This is a genomic window from Buchnera aphidicola (Floraphis choui) (assembly GCA_039830045.1).
GTDB lineage: Bacteria > Pseudomonadota > Gammaproteobacteria > Enterobacterales > Enterobacteriaceae > Buchnera_B > Buchnera_B aphidicola_AX.
In genome coordinates this window covers 150,469-173,974 of record CP140044.1, presented here as the reverse complement: position 1 = coordinate 173,974, position 23,506 = coordinate 150,469, and the positions used below count along the sequence as shown (strand labels likewise).

Below are 23,506 nucleotides of genomic sequence, written 5' to 3'. Positions count from 1 at the left end.
TTTAATTTAAAGTTTTAAAAACATGATTACTTTAAAGTAGCTATAATATCTATACAATTTATAGTATAATCAACTATATTTTATAATCACGTAGCCACTTATCAATAGTTAAATTATATTTTTTGAAATACAACAACATTTATTTTATTGTATTCTTTAATGTTATACAAACAAATTATCTATAGTTTTAAACGAATTAAAATTATAACCTTAGAATATTAACTTATAAATTTTTAAAATATATAACATTATTAAATAAAACAGGCTTAGATATAGAAATAACATGTATAATCATGTCGGGAAAAACTCCTAATATTAATATTAATAATGATATTACAAGTAATATAAATACACATTTTTTGTTATTTTCATCTAAAACAATTTTTCTTGTGCTACTGTTGTATACCGGTTCTGAATACAAATAAGTAATAATTCTTAAATAAGAATATATGCTAACCATTGATCCTACTATAAAAGCAATTCCTAAAAACCAAAAATGCTCTTTAACTATCAAAAATAACAAATAAAACTTGCTAATGAAACCAATAGTTATTGGAATTCCAGATAAAGAAAATAACATTATCGCCATAATAACTGACAGAATTGGACTTCTCCAAAACAAACCGCGATAAAAATCAATAGTATCATATTGAAATTTACAATCTACATTAGACATAATACTAATTAAACCAAAAATACCAATATTAGATAATAAATAACTTACCAAATATATGCCTACTGTTTCTAAAGAAAAACTAAAATTATTAGAAGTCAACAAAGATACAAATAAATATCCAAACTGAGCAATAGAAGAGTATCCCAAAAATCTTTTCATACTAGTTTGAAATAAAGCCATAAAACTTCCAAAAAAGATAGAAAAACATAACATAATTTCCAATATACTATTAAAAAAATTTATATGAAAAAACGTCAAAAAAATAAAAATTTTAAAAAACAAACTAAATACTGCAATTTTTACCGCAGTAGATAAATACATCAACACTGCTGAAGGAGTACCATTATATACATCTGGAGTCCATATATGAAATGGAAAAACAGATAATTTAAAAGCAAATGCTACAATAATTAGTCCTAAACCACATAATAAAATACAATCTGGTTGTGAAATAGATATTATTAACTCATATATTAAGCTAGAAAATGTAAGACTTCCTGTAATGGAATATATTAAAGTAATACCAAATAAAAATAATACTGATATAGAACAAGACAAAATCATATATTTTATAGCTGCTTCTAAAGAATTTTTTTTAAAATGTGTATACGAAATTAATCCTAAAATTGGTAAAGATGATAACTCCATACCAATAAATAAAGCAGACATATGATTAGCAATAACTAAAGTAATACAACCAACTGTAGAACATAACAATAATAAATAAAACTCTTCACAGTTATAAAAGCAATTTTTTAACCATAAATATGAAAATATACAAGAAATCATACTCGATAGAATAATTATAAAAATATAAAATAATGAATATTTATCTATATGAAATAATATAGTAACGTCTATTGGTATACTATTTTGAGTCACATGCAGCGACAATAAAGATAATGTTAAACCTATAATAGAACATAAAAAAGTAAAAAAATGATTACGATTATATGAAATAAATAAAATTATAATTATTACAGTTAATAATAAAATTAATAATGGAGAAAATGCTATTAACTGTTGTATAGTTATTACCATAAAAATTATAACCTTGTAGTTAAAATAAAATTAGAAAAAATAGTTCGAATATTATTTAATGGATGCTCTGATATATTTAAAATTATACTTGGGTAAAGTCCAATCAGTATTAACGTTAACAATAATAATACTAATATAATAATCTCGCTAAAAGAAATATTCCTAACAACGACGACATTATTATGTTTAGTAATAGGACCAAAAAACGTTTTTTGTACCATAATTAGAGAACATAATGCTGAAATAATTAAAGAAAAGGAAACAATACTAATTAACAAAGTATTACTATCAAATGCGCCTAATAATATCATAAATTCACCAACAAAATTTCCAGTTCCTGGCATTCCTAAATTTGCTACTGAAAAAAATAAAAAAAATCCTGGTATCCAATTTATATTGGACCACAATCCACCCATTTTTGTCATATCACGAGTATAAGTATATTGAAATAATTGACCTATAAGGTAATATAAAGCAGAAGTAGACAAAGCATAAGAAAAAATTTGTATTATTATACCTTGATAAGCTATTTGATTAGCACTATAAATGGCAATCAATATAAAACCTGTATGAGATATAGATGTATAAGCAATTAAACGCTTAATATCTTTTTGAGAAAAAGCAGCTAATGCAGTATAAAATATAGTAACAACTCCTAAAAAAATAAAAAAATTTGAAAAAATAGCTGAAGAACGAGGAAAAAGATCAATATTAAATCGCAATAAACCATAGATAGCTGTTTTTAACAAAATTCCAGAAATATCTAAAGAACCTAAAATAGGTGAATAAGTATGAAAATCTGAAAACCAACCATGAAATGGAACAATAGGCACTTTAATAGAAAATGCTAAAAAAAAACCTAACATAATACAAGTTTCTAAAAAAAAATTTAAATCAGTATTATGTAATACATCATAACTAAAACTTAAAACATGAGTAGACGTATAACAAGAATATACTAAAATTAATATTGAAAATAATAAAATTAAACCAGAACATTGAGAATACATAAAAAACTTATTAGCAGCAGTATATCTCTTCAAGCATAAACTTTGACCATCAACTTTGTATCCCCACAATATCATTAAAAAATATGCCGGGAATATTACTATTTCCCAAAAAAAGAAAAACAGAAAAAGATCTACAGAAAGAAATATTCCCATAGAAAAACTTAAAATCCACAATAAATTTAAATAAAAAAACCCGATCTTATTTTTAATTTTGTCCCATGCACAAAATATAGATATTATTCCTAAAATACTAGTTAAAACTAACATTAAAATAGATAATCCATCGGCAGCTAAATGAAATGTAATTCCAAATTGCGGCATCCAAGACATTTCATATTCAATGTTCCAATAAGATGCGTGTAAACTTGAAATGTAAGCTGTTAAATCATAAAATAACAATGAAATAGACAGAATAAGTACTATACTCATTGAGAATAAAGCAACATAATGAGAAATTTTGACATTATATTGGTCAAAGAACCAACAACATATTCCACCTAAAAAAGGAATCATAATAAAAATAGGCAGTAACATACTAATTATATTCCTTATTTCAGTTCATTAGTTAAATAAGTTTGATAATATACATATAACAATTGAATATTAATTTTACTAACTAAAAAACGTTATAATTGTCAACGACATCAAACATCCAGCGATAATCAATAAAAGATAAGTACGCAAATATCCATTATGAATTAATCTTAATTTATGATATAGAAAATACAATAAACTCTTACGACAACAAATAATAGTATCAATAGGATCAGAAGACAAAACTTTAGAAATATATAAATAAGATCTTACGAATAATATATTATATAAATAATCAAAACCCCACGCATTGAAAAGAAAAGAATTTATACGTAATCCAATTGTAGTACATAATATTTTATCAATTATTGTTTTATTTACTACCCATAAATAATAAGATAAAAATATACCAAAAAAAGATATAGAACTACATATCATCTCTAAAAATAAATTAGAGTAAATAAACGTTTTTTCTTTTGGAAAAACGTGAAATAATGGAAAAACAATATAAGATTCAATGCAAGTAGAAAATATTATTAATAATATTAACGGAAAATTATGATTAAACTCTTTTGAAGGAACACAATTATGTTTTTCTTTTCCATGAAATATTACAAAAATCATTCTGAACGTATATATTGTAGTTAATAAAAAACCTAACAAACCAGATATTAAAAAAACTATGTAGCTATTTTCCCAAGCAGATAATAAAATTTCTCCTTTACTATAAAATCCAGATGTAATAATTGGAAACGATGATAAAGAAGCTCCACCAATTAAAAATGACATATATAAAAAGGGAAGTTGATTCTTAAGTCCGCCCATTTTAAAAATGTTTTTTTCATTCTTTAATAAAGTAATAATTGATCCAGAAGCAAGAAAAAGAAGAGATTTTAAAATTGCATGAGCAACTAGATGTTTAATTGCGGCAATCCAATTTTGCATACTTAACGCAATAAACATATAACCAATTTGACTCATAGTTGAGTATGCTAATATACGTTTTATATCAGTTTGAACTAATGCTGAAAAACTAGAAATAATTAAAGTTCCACTACCTATTATTCCTAATGTATACAATGTTCCTGGACATAATGAAAATAAAAAATGAGTTCTTGCAATTAAATAAACACCAGCTGCTACCATTGTAGCAGCATGAATTAAAGCAGATACTGGAGTTGGACCTACCATGGCATCAGCTAACCAAGTTTGCAATGGAATTTGGGCAGATTTTCCTATAGCACCCAATAATAAAAATAGAGTAATCCATTGCAATGGTTCTACATTATTTTGTATTATAGCCGTTTTTAAAATTAATTTTAATTCTTCAAAGTTTGAAGTACCAAACTCTCTATAAATAAAAAAAATTGATAACAATAAAAAAATATCTCCAATACGAGTAATAATAAATCCTTTTAAAGCGGCATATCCAAAACTAGCATTATTGTAATAAAACCCTACTAATAAATACGAACATAACCCAACTCCTTCCCAACCTATAAACATAAAAACTAAATTGTCAGATAAAACCAACAAAATCATACTTGCAATAAACAAATTCATATATGCAAAAAAATTTGATAAATCATTTCTATTACGCATATACCAAATAGAAAACATATGAACTAAAAAACCTATGCAAGTAACCATAATTAACATAACAAGCGATAAACCATCTATCAAAAATCCGAAATTAATTTTAAAATCATCTATAAATATAAACGTCCACAATTTTTCAATCAATATATTTTTACTTTGATAAGAAAAAATTATCATTAAATATAAAGAAAGTAACATTGATATGAAAACAGATCCAATTGAAATTTTTACAAGTTGGTTACCAGAAAAAATATCTTTTAAAATAAATAATAAAATACAACTGACCAATGGAAATAGAATTATCGAACATATAATATTCATCCATGCATCTCACTTAACTTATCAATATTTAAAGTTCTAAACTGTCGATAACATTGTACTAAAAGTGCCAAACCTATTCCTGATTCTGAAGCACCAAAAGTTATGATTAAAATATACATTATTTGTCCATCTACTTGATTCCAATAACTACCTACTACTACTGATGCCAACGCTACTGCATTAATCATAATTTCTAAACTAATCAACATAAATAATACATTTTTATGTATTAGTAAAGATATTAAACCCAAAATTAATAGAATAGACGATAATGCTAAACCATGAAATAAAGAAATCATAAATAATTATCCTAATAAATTAATAAAGTTTACTACGTTTCTTCTTATTCTGTCCAACGTGGCATACAATTACTAAAGCACTTAATAATAATATTGATGCTAATTCAACAATTAAAATATAATCACTAAATAATTTTATTCCAATTTCATGTATGTTAGTTACCGAATTAAATATGTATTTTTTATCTAAACTAGACAACATAAAAATTGCGGAAAAAATTAATACTAAAAACAATATAAAAAACAGAAATAATTTAACTTTAGATTTATTAGATATAATCAAACAATAAGTAGAATTTCTAACATTAAACATCATAATAATAAATACAAATAATACCATGATAGCACCTGCATAAATTATAACTTCTAATGCAGCTACGAAAAAAGCACCTAATGAAAATAACACGCCAGATGTAGATAAAAATGATATTATTAAATATATTAATGAATACATTGGATTTTTACTAAGAATTGCAAATACAGTAAATATGATTGATATTATTCCAAAACCATAAAAAGCTAGTTCCATAGTATTATCCTTAAGGTAATAATGTTTTTACATCAATTGGATGTAATTCATGATCCGAATCACCTTTTTTCTTTCCTTCAATCTCTACACCTGAAAATTGATAAAAATCATAGTCAGGATACTTTCCAGGTCCTAAAATTAATAAATCTTCTTTTTCATATACTAAATCTTGTCTTTTATATTCTGATAATTCAAAATCAGGAATTAATTGAATAGCAGCTGTCGGGCAAGCCTCTTCGCATAATCCACAAAATATACATCTAGAAAAGTTAATTCTAAAAAATATAGGATACCAACGATTATTTTTCAAAACAGACTTTTTTAGAGAGATACAACCTACAGGACATGCTACTGCACATAAATTACAAGCAACACACCTTTCTTCTCCTTTTAAATTACGAGATAATATAATTCTACCTCTATATCTTGGAGAAAGATAAACAGGTTGTTCGGGGTATTTTATAGTTTCACGTTTTGAAAAAATATTAATAAAAGTCAGCCAAATACTACGTATTTGGCTAATTAATATATATATCATCTTTACAATACTCATAAATTACTCTTCTTTATTTAAGCTTCACATAACATAACAATAGCAGTAAAAATTAAATTTATTAACGTCAACGGAAAACAAAATTTCCATCCAAATAACATTATTTTATCGTAACGAGGACGAGGTAATGAAGCTCGAATTAAAACAAATAAAAATACAAATAACATAGTTTTTAAAAAAAATGATAAAACTGGAAAGAAACTAAAACCCAACCAACCACCAAAAAAAATAGTAGTAATCATACTTGATACTACTATAATAGATATATATTCTCCAATAAAAAACAAACCAAATTTCATACCTGAATATTCAATATGATAACCATCTGCTAATTCTTGTTCTGACTCTGGTTGATCAAAAGGATGCCTATGACATAATGCTAAACCAGCTATTAAAAAAGTTACAAATCCAAAAAATTGAGGAATACAATTCCATAAAAATACCTGACTATTAACAATATCGATCATATTAAAAGATCGTGCACGAGCTACTACTCCCATCAAAGACAAACCTAAAAAAACTTCATATGATAAAGTTTGTGCTGTAGCTCTAATAGCTCCTAATAATGAATATTTATTATTACTAGCCCAACCTGCAAATAAAACAGAGTATACAGACAATGAAGCCATCATTAAAAAAAACAAAATACCTATATTTAAATTAATAATAACTAAATTAGAATTAATGGGTATAACTGCCATTACTAATAGTAAAGATATAAATCCTAATATTGGAGCAATAACAAATATTACTTTTCTACTAAATATGGGAATCCAATCTTCTTTAAATAATATTTTAATCATATCTGCTACAATTTGTAATATTCCTTGCCAACCAACTCTGTTAGGTCCATAGCGATTTTGTAATAATCCTAATAGTCTTCGCTCTATAACACTCATTGCTGTTGCAAAAATTAAAATAAAAAATAATACTAAAAAAGATTCTAAGACTAACACCTTAATTTCCATTAAAATTATTTAAAACATAATCATACAATTATCTTTTGTAAATCTGCAATTTTTTTTCTAGATAAAATAAGAGGAAAATCAGGAAAACCTAAAGGCAATCCTAATTGTCCAGGTTGAATTTCAGAAGCAATATGAACTAAAATCGTAAATTTTATGCCACAATAACTAAAACCTATTTTAGATCCAGATCGAATAGACAAAATATTTGCATCATACTGACTTATAATTCCTATAGTATATTTCAGAATATTTTTTTTGATGACTAGAGATAACTGTGATAATTGTTCATGTCCAAATAAAGTATAATATGGAACGATATGATAATCGTTGCCAATATTATCAACTAACATAACTTCAAACCAAGGTAACGATTTATTTACATCATATGATAACAAACGTTTGCCAGAATCTCCACAATATAATTCTCCATTAATTTCTTTTTGAAATTTATTCCATGCTTGTATAGAATTCCAACCTGGAACCCAAGCAAAAGGTATGTAAGAAGAATATTTATAAGATTGTTGACAACCTTCCATAGAAAAAGAAAACATAGAATTTTTATCTTTAGGTTGACTAACTTCATGAACACTAATATTAGATCTCATTGCAGTTCTACCACTATAGCGATGTGGAGATCTAGCTAATTTTTGTCCACAAACTCTAAAGTTTGAATCTGGTGCTACATACTTTAATTGATGAAAATTAATATTCTCAGATGACATACTATAAATAACATCATCTAACTTATACCAAATTCGAGACTTTTTGTACAATTTACACTCTATACGATGCAACCATATCCAACTATCTAAAATATGTACACTACTATCATAAAATTTTGGATCATATACCTGAAAAAATCGTTGTGCTCGACCTTCATAATTTACAATCGTTCCTGAACTCTCGAAACAATTAGCAGCTGGAAATATTATTTTTCCTTTCTTTATAGTTTCAGTATTAAGATGATCTATAACTATAACATTTTTAACGATATTAAATAATTTTGTAACACAAGATCGTGATAAATAACGATATAAATCATTTTCTAAAATTATTAAAGAATCATATTTTGTTTCTAACAAATTATTAACAGCCTGTTCTAAGGACATTCCTTTTAATAAACCTACACCTAAACTATTAGAATTAGATGCAAGCAAAACCAGTCCTACTTTTTTTTCTATATTTTTTAGCGCTTTTGCTATGTTATGAGCTGATTGAATTAATTCAATGCTATTAGAATGAGAGCCTGAAATGATAAGAGGACGTTTAGACGACAACAATGCAAAAACAATTTTTTGTACTATTTCAGTAAAATTAATACTTGAATTATTAACATTAGGAGAATTACTATCAATTTTATTAGCAATTTCAAAACCTAGCCGTGCTTGATCATTGATCGTAAAATAATAACTTTCTTCAGAAATATCATCTAATTTAGTTTTATAAGTACTAATAATAAATAACGTATTCTTTAAATTTCCAGAAACATTTTTAACAGCTAATGAATGCCACTCAGGAATATTATTGGATAATGCTATTTCTTTAGACTTGCTTTTAATTGCCTGTCGAATTGATAAAGCCATCATAGGAGAAGTTTTTGTAACATCTTCACCTAAAATAAGAATCGTATCATAGTTTTCTATTTCCCGTAATGTAGGAACATAAATACCACTATCTTCTAAAATCTTTATAATTAACTTAACACAATCTAATTCTTTCTGTAATATTCCAGTCGAAAAATTTTCTACTCCCACTAACTTCTGAAGAGCATAATTACTTTCTAAGCTAGCACGGCTCGAACCAACTCCTATTATCTTAGATAGAGGTGTTAAACGTTTAGTTACTAATTCAATAGAATCTTCTAAACTATTAAAAATATATTTTTTATTTTTACTTCGATAAAAGGAATGTTTTGGTCTATCCCTTAAATTAGAATAACCATAACTAAATCTACCTAAATCACATAAAAAATAACGATTAATATTTTCATGATATCTATTTTCTACTTTACACACTTTTCCATATCTTTCACCTACACTAATATTACATCCAATACAACAATGTTGACAAATACTAGGAGCATATTGTAAATCCCACTTTCTTGTATAATGTTCTGATTGAATTTTATCAGTAAAAACTCCAGTAGGACAAATATCTATCAAATTACCAGAAAATTCACTATCTAATGCTCCTTCTTCTAATCTTCCAAAATAAACATTATTACTAATTCCATACACTCCAAAATCTATACCATCAGAATAATCCTTATAATAACGAACACATCTATAACAAGAAATGCATCGATTCATTTCATGTTTAATAAAAGGACCAAGATATTGATTTTTATGAGTTCTTTTAGAAAATCGATAACGACGAACATAATGCTTAGTCATCACAGTCATGTCTTGAAGATGACAATTCCCACCCTCTTCACAAATTGGACAATCATGTGGATGATTAGTCATTAATAATTCGATAATACCTTTTCTAAAATTTACTGCTTCACTATCATTAGTAGAAACTATTAAACCATCTGTAACAGGAGTCATACAAGATACTACTAATCTACCAGTTTTATCTTCAAAACTATAATGCTGTTTAATAACACACTGACGACATGCTCCAATACTTCCCAATACTGGATGCCAACAAAAATATGGTATATCAAAACCTAATGATAAACAAATATGTAATAAATTACTTGTACTATTAACATTGTATTTTTTATCATTTATAAAAATTATAGTCATAAACAATCTTTATTTCCATTTGATGAAATTTTTATGAAGTTATACAATAATTTATATAACAAATCCCATTTTTCTTATTTAAAGAAGCGCTATTTAGTATATTTTATTTAGTAATTTTATTATTCTATTGAATTCCATCTATAAATTTTACATTAATTGTTGAAGATGTTTTAATACAACATTCAAATTCTGAACGAAAATATTTAATAGCACTTTTTAATGGAGCAATAGCTCCTGGTGCATGTGCACAAAAAGTTTTTCCTGGCCCTAATTGATAGGATAATTGTTCTAAAATGTCAATATCATCTATTTGTCCTTGTTTTTTTTCTAAAGATTTTAAAATTGATACAATCCAAGGTAAACCATCACGACATGGAGTACATAATCCACATGATTCACGAGAAAAGAATTCTTCAATATTTCTAACTAAAGAAACCATATTTATAGTATTGTCTACTACCATAGCAATTGCCGTTCCTAAACGACTACCAGCATTTTGAATACTAACAAATTCCATAGGTAAATCAATATGTTCAGGTGTCAAAAAATTTGTACTGGCCCCTCCTGGTTGCCATGCTTTTAATTGAAGCCCATTACTCATTCCACCGGCATAATCTTCTAATATTTCACGAGCAGTAATTCCAAAAGGTAATTCCCATAAACCAGGATTATTGACTTTTCCAGAAAAACCCATTATCTTAGTACCAGTATCAACACTATTCGACAAATTTTTATACCATTCAACACCATTTAAAATAATAAATGGTACATTAGATAATGTTTCTACATTATTTACACAAGTAGGTTTTCCCCAAGCTCCTACAGAAGCAGGAAAAGGAGGTTTAAACCTAGGATTAGCTCGTTTACCTTCTAAAGAATTAATTAATGCTGTTTCTTCTCCACAAATATAGCGACCAGCACCACTATGTAATATAATTTCAAAGTTAAAACCTGATTTTAAAACATTCTTTCCTATGTATCCGTACTGTTTTGCTTCATGAATAGCTTTGTTTAAAATATCTTCAACTTTATTATATTCATATCTTAAAAAAATATAACTTCTACTAACTTGCAAAGCTAATGAACTAATTAAAATACCTTCAATCAATTGATGAGGAATTTTTTCCATTAAAAACTTATCTTTATACGTTCCCGGTTCCATCTCATCAGCATTACACAATAAATATCGAATATCAGAATTTTTTCCTTGAGACATTAAACTCCATTTCGTTCCTGTAGAAAAACCGGCTCCACCACGTCCTTTTAATCCCGAATTTTTAATAATGTCTATAATTGTCTTAAAATGAATAGTTTTAACTGCTTTTTCAAAAGCAAGATAGCCGCCTTTTTTTATATATTCTTTAATCCAAACTGTATCTTCATGTTTATTTAACCACCAAGTTAACGGATGAGTTTCTGGAGTGCGTAATATTTTCTTCATTTATATAACTCTAATAATTTAACTACTGACTTTGGAGTCAAACAGGAATAAGTAACATCGTTGATCATTATAGTAGGAGCTTTATCACAATTCCCTAAACAACATGTTGGTAACAAAGTAAAACATAAATCTTTAGTTGTTTCACCAATAACAATATTCAACTCATTCTCTAGAATTGATTTTATGTCTTCACAACCATACATATAACATACTACACTATCGCAATAGCGTATTACATTTCGACCAACTGGTTTTCTAAAAATTTGACTATAAAATGTAGCAACTTCTTCTAAATTACTTTCAGATATTCTAAGTATCTTTGAAATTTCACAAATAGCTTTTTTAGAAATCCAACCTCTTCTTTTTTGAACAATTTTTAATGCTTCTATAGAAATTGATCGAGTATCTTCATAATCATCTTTTTTGTTTAATATTTGTCTTTTTTCTTCATTGCTTAATGTAAAAGTATCATCTAACATTTTTTTAACACTATTTTGTATTAGCGATCAACATCAGACATAACAAAATCAATACTTCCTAAATAAACTATTAAATCTGATATCAAACTGCCACGAATAACTGATGGTATTTGCTGCAAATGGGGAAAACTAGGAGTTCTTATTCTAGTTCTATAACTTGTAGTATTACCATCGCTAATTAAATAATAACTATTTATCCCTTTAGTAGCTTCAATCATTTGAAAACTTTCATTAGGAGGAATTACTGGACCCCAAGACATTTGTAAAAAATGAGTAATCATAGTTTCAATATGTTGAAACGTTTGTCTTTTAGGTGGAGGAGTAGTTAAAGGATGATCTGCTTTAAAAGGACCTTCCGGCATATTATTTAAACATTGCTTTAAAATAGAAAGACTTTGCCAAATTTCTTCTACCTTTAACATTACTCGAGAATAACAATCACTAATTCCACTACCTATTGGTATTTCAAATTCAAAATTATGATAACCTGAATACGGTCTTTTTTTTCGAACGTCGAAATCTAAACCAGTAGCACGCAACCCAGATCCCGTAACTCCCCATTTTAACGCATCACATTTATTATATTCAGCTATACCTTTTGACCTATTTATTAAAATACTATTTTTCAATGAAACATTAATATATTTAGTTAATCTATGTGGCATCCATACAAGAAATTCTTTTAATAATCTATTCCATCCTTTAGGTAAATCATGGGCTACCCCGCCAATTCTAAACCATGCTGGATGCATACGAGATCCAGTAATTGCTTCAATAATATCATAAATTTTTTGACGATCGGTAAATGCTAAAAAGACAGGAGTCATGGCTCCAACGTCTTGAATAAAAGTAGAAATATATAATAGATGACTATTAATTCTAAATAACTCTGATAACATAACGCGAATTACTTCCACTTTTTTTGGAACTATAATTCCAGCTAATTTTTCTACTGCTAATATATAGGGCATTTCATTAACGCAACCTCCAAGATACTCAATACGATCAGTATATGGAATATAATTATGCCAGGTTTGGCGTTCTCCTATTTTTTCAGCTCCACGATGATGATATCCAATATCTGGAACGCAATTAACTATTTCTTCTCCATCTAACTGTAAAACAATACGAAAAGCTCCATGTGCAGAAGGATGATTTGGACCTAAATTCAAAAACATATAATGAACATTTTGACTTTGCTTTTTCATCCCCCATTCCTCTGGTCGAAATTTTAATGAATCCATTTCCGTATCTTCCTTATACTGATTTAACGTAAAGAAATCAAATTCAGTAGCTCTAGAAGAATAGTCTTTTCGTAATGGATGGCCTTTCCAATTTCTCGGCATAATAATACGAACTAAATTCGGATGATTATTAAAAACAATTCCAAACATTTCCCATGTTTCACGTTCATACCAATTAGCATTTGGATATAACCCAGTTAATGTAGGAACACTAAGTTTATTATCAAATAATGCGATTTTAAATATTACATCACTATTTCGAGAAAAAGAAATGAAATGATAAAATACTGAAAAGTCAGCTTTAGGTAAATTATAACGATAAGATCGACATCTTTCATCTATACCATGAAGATCAAACAATGTTGTATATGGATTATCTATACTAAGTAAAAACTTTCCAACCTCTAATAATAAACTACTATCTATCCATAATACAATAATTCCCATTAAAGTTGATTGAAGAACAAACTGGTCCTTTCCAAAATTTTTAGATAATTCTTTTAAAATATTATCATCAATACGCTTGTTAAAATCATTTTGTACCACATTATCTCTTACTAAAACATTCGTTTTCATAAATTTCATAATAATCTTATATTGTCTTGTTAAATAAAAACAAAATAAAATAAAACTACTAAAACAAAATTCATATTCTACAAAAAATAATTTTATTATAGTGTTTTAAATTCGATCTGGCGAACGGAGATTTTTAATAGAAATATATTTTTTTCGACGTTGACTTTTTTCTGAAGGCATATTAGCTCGATAAATCCCTTGCTCTCCCATTATCCAAGATAATGGACGACGTTCTTTAGAAATAGACTTTTGTAATAACATCAATCCTTCTATATATGCCTCAGGTCTGGGAGGGCAACCAGGAATATAAATATCTACAGGTAAAAACTTATCTACACCTTGAACAACGGAATAAACATCATACATCCCTCCTGAATTAGCACAAGAACCCATAGAAATAACCCACTTTGGTTCTAACATTTGATCGTATAAACGCTGAATAATAGGAACCATTTTAATAAATGGCGTTCCTGCTATAACCATAAAGTCAGCTTGTCTGGGAGATGCACGTAAAACTTCTGAGCCAAATCGAGAAATATCATGTATAGAAGTAAATGAAGTTACCATCTCTACATAACAACAAGATAACCCGAAATTATAAGGCCATAAAGAATTTTTTCTACCCCAATTTACTAAATTATGAATGTATTTACTAATCTTTCCCATATAAACGTTTTTGTTTACGTAATTTTTAATAGGATCAGATACGATATCTTGTTTATGAGCAGGATAATTCTTACTTTTTTCTGTATTATCTATTCTAGTTAACGTATACTTCATAAAATAAGTTCTCTATTTAAACATTAATATTTTTTAAAGGATATTTTAATCCCCAATTAAACGCATTCAAACGAATTAAATAAATTAATCCAGAAAGTAAAAAAGAAATAAAAAATACAATTTCTACAAAACCTATCCAACCTATTTCAATGATATTTATTGACCATAAATATAAATACAATGCTTCAACATCAAAAAAAACGAAATATATCGCTATTAAATAAAATTTAACAGATACATTTAAGTGAGAGCTCTCAACTGGATCTATTCCTGATTCAAACGGTGTATGCTTATTCCTAGATCTAGATCTTCCACCTAACACAAAACTTAATGCTAACATCAATAAGCAAATTCCAACAGATGCTAAGAAAAACGTAAAAAAAGCCCAACACTGAGTATTATAAAATGAATTTATAGAAGACATTGTTTATTAACATAGTATATCAACTAAAGTATAAATATACTAAACTAAAAACCACAAACTTTCTATTTAAATAAAATATTTTAATATTTTAAATTAGTTTTTTTTTAACCTTGATGATTAAAAAATTGACCCCATCTATTTATTATCAAACTATATAATTTTAAATGTATTTTAAAGAATGATGGAATCAATTATAAAACCAATTATATTATTAAACTTAATATATTCATAAAAGGAAAATATAATGAGTAAAATTATTGGTATTGACTTAGGAACTACTAACTCTTGTATTGCAATTATGGATGAAAACAAACCACGCGTATTAGAAAATGCAGAGGGCGATAGAACAACACCATCAATAATAGCATATACTCAAAACGGAGAAACATTAGTAGGAAAACCTGCTAAACGTCAAGCTATAACAAATCCAAACAATACGTTATTTGCAATAAAACGCTTAATTGGAAGAAAATTTGTTGATGAAGAAGTACAACGCGACATTAAAATAATGCCATACAAAATTATTAAATCAGAAAATGGAGACGCATGGATTAATGTTAATAAACAAAAATTAGCTCCTCCACAAATTTCTGCAGAAGTATTAAAAAAAATGAAAAAAACTGCAGAAGATTATCTAGGAGAATCAATAACTGAAGCAGTTATAACTGTTCCTGCTTATTTTAATGATGCACAGCGACAAGCAACAAAAGACGCAGGAAAAATCGCAGGATTAGATGTAAAAAGAATTATTAATGAACCAACAGCTGCTGCATTAGCCTATGGGTTAGACAAAGACAAAGGTAACAAAGTTATAGCTGTATACGATTTAGGAGGGGGGACATTTGATATTTCAATAATAGAAATTGATAATGTTGACCAAGAAAAAACTTTTGAAGTATTAGCAACTAATGGAGATACTCATCTTGGAGGAGAAGATTTTGATAGCAGATTAATAAATTATTTGTCAGAAGAGTTTAAAAAAGATCAAGGAACTGATTTAAGAAATGATCCACTAGCTATGCAACGTCTAAAAGAAGCAGCAGAAAAAGCAAAAATCGAATTATCTTCTGCACAACAAACTGATATCAATCTTCCATATATAACAGCAGACTCAAGTGGACCTAAACACTTAAATATTAAAGTAACTAGATCAAAACTAGAATCTTTAGTAGAAGACCTAATTACTCGTTCTATTGAACCTTTAAAAACAGCTTTAAAAGATGCAAAATTATCTGTTTCAGACATTAATGACGTTATTTTAGTTGGTGGACAAACAAGAATGCCTTTAGTACAAAAAAAGGTAGCTGATTTTTTTAAAAAAGAACCAAGAAAAGACGTTAATCCGGATGAAGCAGTAGCTGTTGGAGCTGCAATACAAGGAGGTGTATTATCTGGAGAAGTAAAAGATGTACTATTATTAGACGTAACACCATTATCATTAGGGATTGAAACTATGGGTGGTGTAATGACTACATTAATTAATAAAAATACAACAATTCCAACAAAACACAGTCAAATATTTTCTACTGCAGAAGACAATCAATCAGCTGTCACAATACATGTACTTCAAGGAGAACGAAAAAGATCAATAGATAACAAATCATTGGGCCAATTTAATTTAGATGGAATCCAACCAGCCCCAAGAGGAATGGCACAAATTGAAGTAACATTTGATATAGATGCAGATGGTATATTACACGTATCAGCAAAAGATAAAAACACAGGAAAAGAACAAAAAATTACAATTAAGTCATCATCTGGATTAAGCGAATCCGAGATAAAGAAAATGGTTTCTGATGCAGAAGCAAATTCTGAATCTGATCAAAAATTTGAAGAATTAGTAAAAGTCAGAAATCAAGGAGACCAAATTTCCCATAGCACTAAAAAACAATTACAAAACTTAGAAAAAACTATAAATAAACAAGATAAAGAAGATATTCAAAAAGCTTTAAATGAATTAGATGCATCTTTAAAAGGTGAAAATAAAACTGATATAGAAGAAAAAATACAAAATTTATTAAAATTTTCTTCCAAATTAGTAGAAAATTCTAAAAATAACTCGCAACCTAATTCCCCTAATAATAACACTTCTTCTAAAACTGAAGAAAACGTTGTAGATGCAGAATTTGAAGAAGTAAAAGATCCTAAAAAATAATGTTTATTTATTGACTCAAAAAAATTAAAATAAACAACAAAACGAGCATAAAGTACTTTATTATGCTCGTAACATATGTAAATCAGGAAAAGAACGAATGTCAAAACAAGATTATTACCAAATTTTAGGGGTTAGTCAATCATCTGACGAAAGAGACATAAAAAAAGCTTATAAAAAACTAGCTATGAAATACCATCCTGATAGAAACCAAGGCAATAAAATAGCTGAAGAAAAATTTAAAAAGATAAAAGAAGCGTATGAAGTTCTAAACGACTCAAAAAAAAGAGCTGCATATGACCAATATGGACATTCTGCATTCGAACAAGGAAATTCAGGAAATAATAACACATTTACTCATAGCTTTAGTACTAACTCAGACTTTGGTGATATATTTGGGGACGTATTTGGAGATATATTTAGTGGAGGTAGAACTCGAAAATCTTCTAAAGGATCAGATTTACATTATAACATGAGTTTAACTTTAGAAGAATCTGTTCGAGGAGTCATAAAAGAAATCCGTATTCCAACTTTACAAAATTGCCCATCATGCTATGGACATGGAACTCAATCTAAATCTAAACCTCAAAACTGCAATATGTGCCATGGAAATGGACAAATACAAACACGAAAAGGATTTTTTACTGTTCAGCAAACATGTCCACAATGCCAAGGTAAAGGAAATATAATACGATTTCCATGTTATTCTTGTCACGGAAACGGAAGAATAGAGAAATCTAAAATTTTATCAGTTAAAATACCTCCAGGAGTAAATACAAACGATCAAATCCGATTAAATAACGAAGGAGAAATTGGTGAAAATGGAGCTATTTCTGGAGACTTATATGTTCAAATAACGGTAAAAAAACATCCCATTTTCGAACGAGAAGAAAATAATTTATATTGCGAAGTGCCAATAAACTTTTCTACAGCAGCTTTAGGCGGAGAAATTGAAGTACCAACACTAGACGGAAAAATCAAATTAAAAATTCCATCAGAAACACAATCAGGAAAACTGTTTAGAATTAAAAATAAAGGAGTAAAGTCTATTAGAGACCGCAACCAAGGTGATTTGCTGTGCCGAGTAATAGTAGAAACACCAGTAAATCTTAACGAACAACAAAAATTTCTTTTACATAAATTAGGAGAAAGCTTTGGAGGATTTAAGGGAGAAAAAAATAGCCCTCCTCGATCAAAACGATTTTTCGAAGGAGTAAAAAAATTTTTTGACGATCTTACTAAATGAATCTTAAAAAATTTGCTTCTATATAAAATAGTATGGAAGCAAATTTTAAAAAATATACATTTTTACTTATTATTTAAAAACTTTATGCTAATAATTTTATCTTACGTTTTAAATTTGATTTATGCCTTGCTGCTTTATTTTTATGAATTAAACCTTTAGTAGCATATCTATCTAAAATAGGACAAGTTTTATCAAACTCTAACTTAGCTTGTTCTTTATTTCCTGATAATATTTTAATATTCACTTTTTTTATAAAAGTTCTAATTTTAGATCGTTTACTAGAATTACAAAACTTCCTATGTTTAGATTTTATTGCACTTTTTTTAGATGACTTTAAATTTGCCAAAATATATACTCCTAAATTGCCCTATATAAATAATTAAAAATTCATTTATAAACATAATATAAAAAAATAAAATATATATTTATTATATCTCATATATTATTTTGACATAATAGATTATGATTCTAAATAATTACCAAAAAATTATCAATAATTCAAAACATTGTTTCTCTAATTTTAACAAAATCTATACCACAATTCATTATTTATTAATATGAAACTAATACGAAATATAAATAATCTAAAACTTCAAGATAACTCTTGTATATTAACTATAGGAAATTTTGATGGAGTACATTTAGGTCACCAAAAATTACTAAATTTGGTATGTAAGAAAAAAAAAGAATACAACAAACCAATAACTGTTGCTATTTTTGAGCCACAACCTCAAGAATTTTTTTGTCCTAACGATCCTCCTATTCGTTTGATGAAATTTCGAGAAAAAGTAAGATATTTATCTAACTGGAATATCGATTCTATATTATGCATTTACTTTAACCATAGTTTTTCCTTACTAAATCCCATAGATTTTGTTATTAGAATAATACTTAAAAAATTAAATGTTAGTTTTTTAGCAATTGGAGAAAACTTTCGTTTCGGAATACATAGGAAAGGAAACGTTACTCTACTAAAAGACATGGGAAAAACTCATAATTTTGAAGTTTATACAACTAAAATACTTAAAATTAATGGAATTAAAATAAGTAGTACAGCTATTAGAACAGCACTAAAAAATCACGATTTAAAACTAGCTAAAATGCTATTAGGACGTTCTTTTAGTATATCTGGAAAGGTTACTTATGGAAAACAAAACGGAACTATGATAGGGTTTCCAACAGCTAATATTATTTTATGCAAAAAAAGAATGCTAATTAATGGAGTTTTTATAGTAAAAGTATTTGTTTTTTCAACAAAAAAAACATTTTTTGGGGTAGCAAATATTGGTACTCAACCCACCATGCTTGGAATAGAAAAAAAACTTGAAGTACATTTGATAAATGTCTCAATAAATTTGTATAAAGAACATATAGAAGTAATATTTCTTAAAAAAATTCGAAATGAAATATTCTTTTCTTCTATAAAAAGCTTACAACAACAAATTAAATACGACATTAAACAAGCTAATTCATATTTTAATAACTACTATAATAAAAGTTAATAATACTTTATAAAAAGAGAAAAATAATGACTGATTACAAATCAACTCTAAATTTACCTAATACTAACTTTTCTATGAAAGGAAACTTATCTAAAAAAGAACCAGAAATTCTCAAAAAATGGATAAAAAACAACATTTACGAAATAATTAGAACAACTAAAAAAAGTAATAAGAAATTTTTTTTACATGATGGACCTCCATATGCTAATGGAAATATCCATATTGGACATGCAGTAAATAAAATTTTAAAAGATATTATAATAAAATCAAAAAACATGTCAGGTTTTGATGCCCCATATACTCCCTGTTGGGATTGCCATGGATTGCCTATTGAACACAAAATTGAAAAAATAAACAAAAAAAGCAAAAAAAATAAAACTTTACAATCTTTTCAGAAACAATGTAGAGAATTTGCTAATAATCAAGTAAACAAGCAAAAAAATGAATTTATTAGGTTAGGAATATTAGGAGATTGGAATAATGCATATTTAACAATGAATTTTAAAAACGAAGCAAATATCATGACAACTCTTACTAAAATGATTAAACTTGGTTATGTCTATAAAGATTTTAAACCAATAAATTGGTGTATAAGCTGTTGTTCAGCATTGGCTGAAGCAGAAATTGAATATCACTTAAAATCATCTATTTCTACTTTTGTAACATTTAAATCTTCCAACAAAAAAATTATAAAAAAAATATTCAATATTACTAATTTAAATGACGATGTAAACTTGTTAATTTGGACTACTACACCTTGGAGTTTACCAGCAAGTAAAGCAATTACACTAAATCCTAATTTATATTATCAACTCATTCAAACAAAAAACCAAGTATTTATCCTAGCAAAAGAATTAGTTCAAAAAACTATGAGAAAATTTAAAATTCAAAAATGGAATATTTTGAATACAATACTCGGAGAACTTCTTGAACATACACAATTCACTCATCCATTTTTAAATATTGATATTCCAGTCATTTTATCAGAACACGTAACTCTAGATTTAGGAACAGGAGCTGTACATACAGCCCCAGAATTTGGAAATGACGATTACAATGTTAGTAAAAAATATGGGATTAATGCAACTAAAACTATTGACAGAAATGGAAATTATATAACAGGTATTCACTCTAAATTAAATGGAATAAATATCTTAAAATCCACAAAAATTATTATTGAACTATTAAAAAAAAATAATTCTTTAATAAAAACAGAAACTATCAATCATAGCTACCCGCATTGTTGGAGACACAAAACACCAATTATTTCTAGAGCTACTCAGCAATGGTTTATCAATATGAATCATAAAAATTTAAGAAAAAATTGTATAGAACAAATACAAAGAGTAAAGTGGATGCCTAAATGGGGAAAAGAAAAAATGATTGATATGATATCTAATCGCCCCGATTGGTGTATATCTAGACAAAGAACGTGGGGAGTTCCTATTCCTATTTTTTTCCATAAAAATACAGGAAAACTACATCCAAAATTATTTTCTATTATTAATAACATTATAAAAGATGTAAAAAAAAATGGAGTTCAAGCATGGTTTGATATAGATAAAAAGCTACTATTAGGAAATGAATCAAACGAATACACTAAAGTAACAGATATTTTAGATATTTGGTTTGAATCTGGATCTATTATGCTCTCTAATATCTATAATAAAAAATTTAATCATAATGATATTTCTGATATATATATAGAAGGATCAGATCAACATAGGGGCTGGTTTATGTCATCTCTTATCATATCTACTGCTATTAATTCTACTTCTCCATATCATGGAGTAATAACACATGGATTTACAGTAGATAAAAATGGGAAAAAAATGTCTAAATCTATTGGAAATGCCATTCATCCTAATGATATAATAAAAAAATTTGGCGCAGATATATTAAGATTATGGGTAGCATCTACTGATTATTGCAAAGAAATTACTATTTCTGAAAATATACTTAAACAAACATCAGATATTTATAGAAAAATTCGAAATACAGCTCGATTCCTTCTTGCAAACTTATATGATTTTAATCCTAAAAATGAAATTGTATCTTCTAAAAATATGATAATACTAGATCAATGGGCAGTAGGAAAAGCACTAGAGACTCAAAATAAAATAATTAATAGTTATAATAATTATAATTTTCATGATGTAATGAAACATATAATGTATTTTTGTTCTATAGAAATGAGTTCTTTCTATTTAGATATAATTAAAGATAGACAATATTTAATAAAACCTAACCATATTTCAAGAAAAAGTTGTCAAAGTGCTATATACTTAATTTTAAATGCATTAATAAAATGGATCACCCCTATCTTATCATTTACCGCAGATGAATTATGGAATTATATACCAGGAAAAAAGAATGAATTTGTATTTACCGAAGAATGGTTCAATCAATTATTTTATTTAAATGATGATAACATTATGAATAATCAATATTGGAATGAACTATTAATTATTAGAAATGAAGTAAATAAGATATTAGATGACATAAGAAAAAATCAAAAATTAGGAAATTCTTTAGAATCATCAATTACTTTGTACGTCAATAATAATATTCGAAAAAAATTAGAATTATTACAAGATGAATTAAAATTTTTATTTTTAACATCAGAAATCCAAATAAAAAATTACTCTTCTGCACCTAATTATGCTATAAAAAGCAAATCAATAAAATATCTTAAAATATACGTTACAAAAATAAACGGAGAAAAATGCATGCGATGTTGGCATATTATTCCTAATATTAAAAATATTGATACTAAATTGAAATTATGTAAAAGATGTATCTCTAACATAACGGGGCAAGGTGAAATACGTAAATTCTTATAATGAAAAAACCAATATTGTTAAATATAATAATTTCATTAAGTATTATTAGTCTAGTAATCTTGCTAGACTGTTTGAGTAAACGATGGGTAATTAATAACCTATCATTATTTGAAGAAAAAATAATTACTTCAATGCTAAATATTGTTCATATACAAAACTATGGATTAGCATTTGGAATTTTTTCTGAAATTAATCAAGAAAATAAATATTTTTCATATCTAATAAATATTATAACTATTGTTATAATATTAAAAATCATATGTTATATATTAAAAAATCCAAATTATTATAATATTCCATACACTCTAATCATCAGTGGAGCAATTGGAAATTTAATCGATCGATTATACTTTGGCTTTGTAATAGATTTTATTGATGTTCACTTCAAAAACTGGCATTTTGCAGTATTCAATATTGCAGACATTAGTATTTTTTTTGGTAGTATTCTAATAATTTACATTCACACCTTTATGAAAGAAATATAATAAATATATTCTCTATACACAATATTTTATATAAATTCGTGACAACAACATTAT

Annotated in this window: 19 protein-coding genes; 5 read left to right on the top strand and 14 right to left on the bottom strand. The window is 26.8% G+C overall.

Annotated elements, in window-relative coordinates:
• Positions 1-223 precede the first annotated feature (223 nt).
• The 13 genes from UAT33_00775 to ndhC form a co-directional block, all read right to left on the bottom strand.
• Positions 224-1,717 (bottom strand): NADH-quinone oxidoreductase subunit N, encoded by a 1,494-nt coding sequence (locus UAT33_00775; GenBank protein XBC43990.1) that lies wholly within the window; start codon positions 1,715-1,717, stop codon positions 224-226.
• Between the two features lie 5 nt (positions 1,718-1,722).
• Entirely contained in the window at positions 1,723-3,261 is a 1,539-nt protein-coding gene (locus tag UAT33_00770) for an NADH-quinone oxidoreductase subunit M (GenBank protein ID XBC43989.1), read from the bottom strand.
• A 78-nt stretch (positions 3,262-3,339) separates the two neighbouring features.
• Positions 3,340-5,181 carry an NADH-quinone oxidoreductase subunit L gene (gene nuoL / locus UAT33_00765; GenBank protein ID XBC43988.1) on the bottom strand — a complete coding sequence of 614 codons (1,842 nt, stop codon included), beginning with the start codon at positions 5,179-5,181 and terminating at the stop codon, positions 3,340-3,342.
• On the bottom strand, positions 5,178-5,480 hold the full coding sequence (nuoK, locus tag UAT33_00760; protein ID XBC43987.1) for an NADH-quinone oxidoreductase subunit NuoK: 303 nt from the start codon (positions 5,478-5,480) through the stop codon (positions 5,178-5,180). Before nuoK ends, nuoL begins: the two co-directional genes overlap by 4 nt.
• Positions 5,481-5,499: 19 nt before the next feature.
• A complete protein-coding gene (locus UAT33_00755) occupies positions 5,500-6,009 on the bottom strand; it encodes an NADH-quinone oxidoreductase subunit J (protein XBC43986.1) in 510 nt (169 codons plus the stop codon).
• 10 nt (positions 6,010-6,019) lie between these two features.
• A complete protein-coding gene (gene nuoI, locus UAT33_00750) occupies positions 6,020-6,562 on the bottom strand; it encodes an NADH-quinone oxidoreductase subunit NuoI (GenBank protein ID XBC43985.1) in 543 nt (180 codons plus the stop codon).
• A gap of 17 nt (positions 6,563-6,579) precedes the next feature.
• Positions 6,580-7,530 carry an NADH-quinone oxidoreductase subunit NuoH gene (gene nuoH, locus UAT33_00745; protein ID XBC43984.1) on the bottom strand — a complete coding sequence of 317 codons (951 nt, stop codon included), beginning with the start codon at positions 7,528-7,530 and terminating at the stop codon, positions 6,580-6,582.
• 20 nt (positions 7,531-7,550) lie between these two features.
• On the bottom strand, positions 7,551-10,280 hold the full coding sequence (gene nuoG / locus UAT33_00740) for an NADH-quinone oxidoreductase subunit NuoG (protein ID XBC43983.1): 2,730 nt from the start codon (positions 10,278-10,280) through the stop codon (positions 7,551-7,553).
• A gap of 124 nt (positions 10,281-10,404) precedes the next feature.
• Complete coding sequence (gene nuoF / locus UAT33_00735) at positions 10,405-11,721, bottom strand: NADH-quinone oxidoreductase subunit NuoF (protein XBC43982.1); 1,317 nt, start codon at positions 11,719-11,721, stop codon at positions 10,405-10,407.
• Positions 11,718-12,200 (bottom strand): NADH-quinone oxidoreductase subunit NuoE, encoded by a 483-nt coding sequence (gene nuoE, locus UAT33_00730; GenBank protein XBC43981.1) that lies wholly within the window; start codon positions 12,198-12,200, stop codon positions 11,718-11,720. The genes nuoF and nuoE overlap by 4 nt, the downstream gene beginning before the upstream one ends.
• Before the next feature lie 20 nt (positions 12,201-12,220).
• The gene (gene nuoC, locus UAT33_00725; GenBank protein ID XBC43980.1) at positions 12,221-14,020 is read right to left on the bottom strand and encodes an NADH-quinone oxidoreductase subunit C/D; all 1,800 of its coding nucleotides are present in this window, start codon (positions 14,018-14,020) and stop codon (positions 12,221-12,223) included.
• A 105-nt stretch (positions 14,021-14,125) separates the two neighbouring features.
• The gene (locus tag UAT33_00720) at positions 14,126-14,800 is read right to left on the bottom strand and encodes an NADH-quinone oxidoreductase subunit B (protein ID XBC43979.1); all 675 of its coding nucleotides are present in this window, start codon (positions 14,798-14,800) and stop codon (positions 14,126-14,128) included.
• Positions 14,801-14,816: 16 nt separating this feature from the next.
• On the bottom strand, positions 14,817-15,224 hold the full coding sequence (gene ndhC, locus UAT33_00715) for an NADH-quinone oxidoreductase subunit A (GenBank protein ID XBC43978.1): 408 nt from the start codon (positions 15,222-15,224) through the stop codon (positions 14,817-14,819).
• A 244-nt stretch (positions 15,225-15,468) separates the two neighbouring features.
• Between ndhC and dnaK the strand changes: the two genes are divergently transcribed.
• Together dnaK and dnaJ are read left to right on the top strand one after the other, a co-directional pair.
• Entirely contained in the window at positions 15,469-17,379 is a 1,911-nt protein-coding gene (gene dnaK, locus UAT33_00710) for a molecular chaperone DnaK (protein XBC43977.1), read from the top strand.
• A gap of 97 nt (positions 17,380-17,476) precedes the next feature.
• Positions 17,477-18,622, top strand: a complete 1,146-nt coding sequence (dnaJ, locus tag UAT33_00705; GenBank protein XBC43976.1) for a molecular chaperone DnaJ — start codon at positions 17,477-17,479, stop codon at positions 18,620-18,622.
• An 82-nt stretch (positions 18,623-18,704) separates the two neighbouring features.
• Here the strand turns inward: dnaJ and rpsT are convergent, their stop codons facing one another.
• On the bottom strand, positions 18,705-18,968 hold the full coding sequence (gene rpsT, locus UAT33_00700) for a 30S ribosomal protein S20 (protein XBC43975.1): 264 nt from the start codon (positions 18,966-18,968) through the stop codon (positions 18,705-18,707).
• A gap of 211 nt (positions 18,969-19,179) precedes the next feature.
• On the opposite strand from rpsT, the gene ribF reads away from it, so the two are divergent.
• From ribF to lspA, 3 genes are read left to right on the top strand one after another with little or no spacing between them, the layout of a single operon-like run.
• Complete coding sequence (gene ribF, locus UAT33_00695) at positions 19,180-20,124, top strand: bifunctional riboflavin kinase/FAD synthetase (protein ID XBC43974.1); 945 nt, start codon at positions 19,180-19,182, stop codon at positions 20,122-20,124.
• Positions 20,125-20,150: 26 nt separating this feature from the next.
• On the top strand, positions 20,151-22,967 hold the full coding sequence (ileS, locus tag UAT33_00690; protein ID XBC43973.1) for an isoleucine--tRNA ligase: 2,817 nt from the start codon (positions 20,151-20,153) through the stop codon (positions 22,965-22,967).
• Positions 22,967-23,452 carry a signal peptidase II gene (gene lspA / locus UAT33_00685; GenBank protein XBC43972.1) on the top strand — a complete coding sequence of 162 codons (486 nt, stop codon included), beginning with the start codon at positions 22,967-22,969 and terminating at the stop codon, positions 23,450-23,452. Before ileS ends, lspA begins: the two co-directional genes overlap by 1 nt.
• The last annotated feature ends 54 nt before the right edge of the window (positions 23,453-23,506 follow it).

Coding starts and splice junctions, on each gene's coding strand:
- dnaK (XBC43977.1), top strand. CDS start 15,469: ATGAGTAAAATTATTGGTATTGACTTAGGAACTACTAACTCTTGTATT.
- UAT33_00755 (XBC43986.1), bottom strand. CDS start 6,009: ATGGAACTAGCTTTTTATGGTTTTGGAATAATATCAATCATATTTACT.
- nuoC (XBC43980.1), bottom strand. CDS start 14,020: ATGAAAACGAATGTTTTAGTAAGAGATAATGTGGTACAAAATGATTTT.
- ribF (XBC43974.1), top strand. CDS start 19,180: ATGAAACTAATACGAAATATAAATAATCTAAAACTTCAAGATAACTCT.
- nuoI (XBC43985.1), bottom strand. CDS start 6,562: ATGAGTATTGTAAAGATGATATATATATTAATTAGCCAAATACGTAGT.
- UAT33_00775 (XBC43990.1), bottom strand. CDS start 1,717: ATGGTAATAACTATACAACAGTTAATAGCATTTTCTCCATTATTAATT.
- UAT33_00720 (XBC43979.1), bottom strand. CDS start 14,800: ATGAAGTATACGTTAACTAGAATAGATAATACAGAAAAAAGTAAGAAT.
- ndhC (XBC43978.1), bottom strand. CDS start 15,224: ATGTCTTCTATAAATTCATTTTATAATACTCAGTGTTGGGCTTTTTTT.
- dnaJ (XBC43976.1), top strand. CDS start 17,477: ATGTCAAAACAAGATTATTACCAAATTTTAGGGGTTAGTCAATCATCT.
- nuoF (XBC43982.1), bottom strand. CDS start 11,721: ATGAAGAAAATATTACGCACTCCAGAAACTCATCCGTTAACTTGGTGG.
- nuoE (XBC43981.1), bottom strand. CDS start 12,200: ATGTTAGATGATACTTTTACATTAAGCAATGAAGAAAAAAGACAAATA.
- lspA (XBC43972.1), top strand. CDS start 22,967: ATGAAAAAACCAATATTGTTAAATATAATAATTTCATTAAGTATTATT.
- nuoG (XBC43983.1), bottom strand. CDS start 10,280: ATGACTATAATTTTTATAAATGATAAAAAATACAATGTTAATAGTACA.
- UAT33_00770 (XBC43989.1), bottom strand. CDS start 3,261: ATGTTACTGCCTATTTTTATTATGATTCCTTTTTTAGGTGGAATATGT.
- ileS (XBC43973.1), top strand. CDS start 20,151: ATGACTGATTACAAATCAACTCTAAATTTACCTAATACTAACTTTTCT.
- nuoK (XBC43987.1), bottom strand. CDS start 5,480: ATGATTTCTTTATTTCATGGTTTAGCATTATCGTCTATTCTATTAATT.
- nuoH (XBC43984.1), bottom strand. CDS start 7,530: ATGGAAATTAAGGTGTTAGTCTTAGAATCTTTTTTAGTATTATTTTTT.
- nuoL (XBC43988.1), bottom strand. CDS start 5,181: ATGAATATTATATGTTCGATAATTCTATTTCCATTGGTCAGTTGTATT.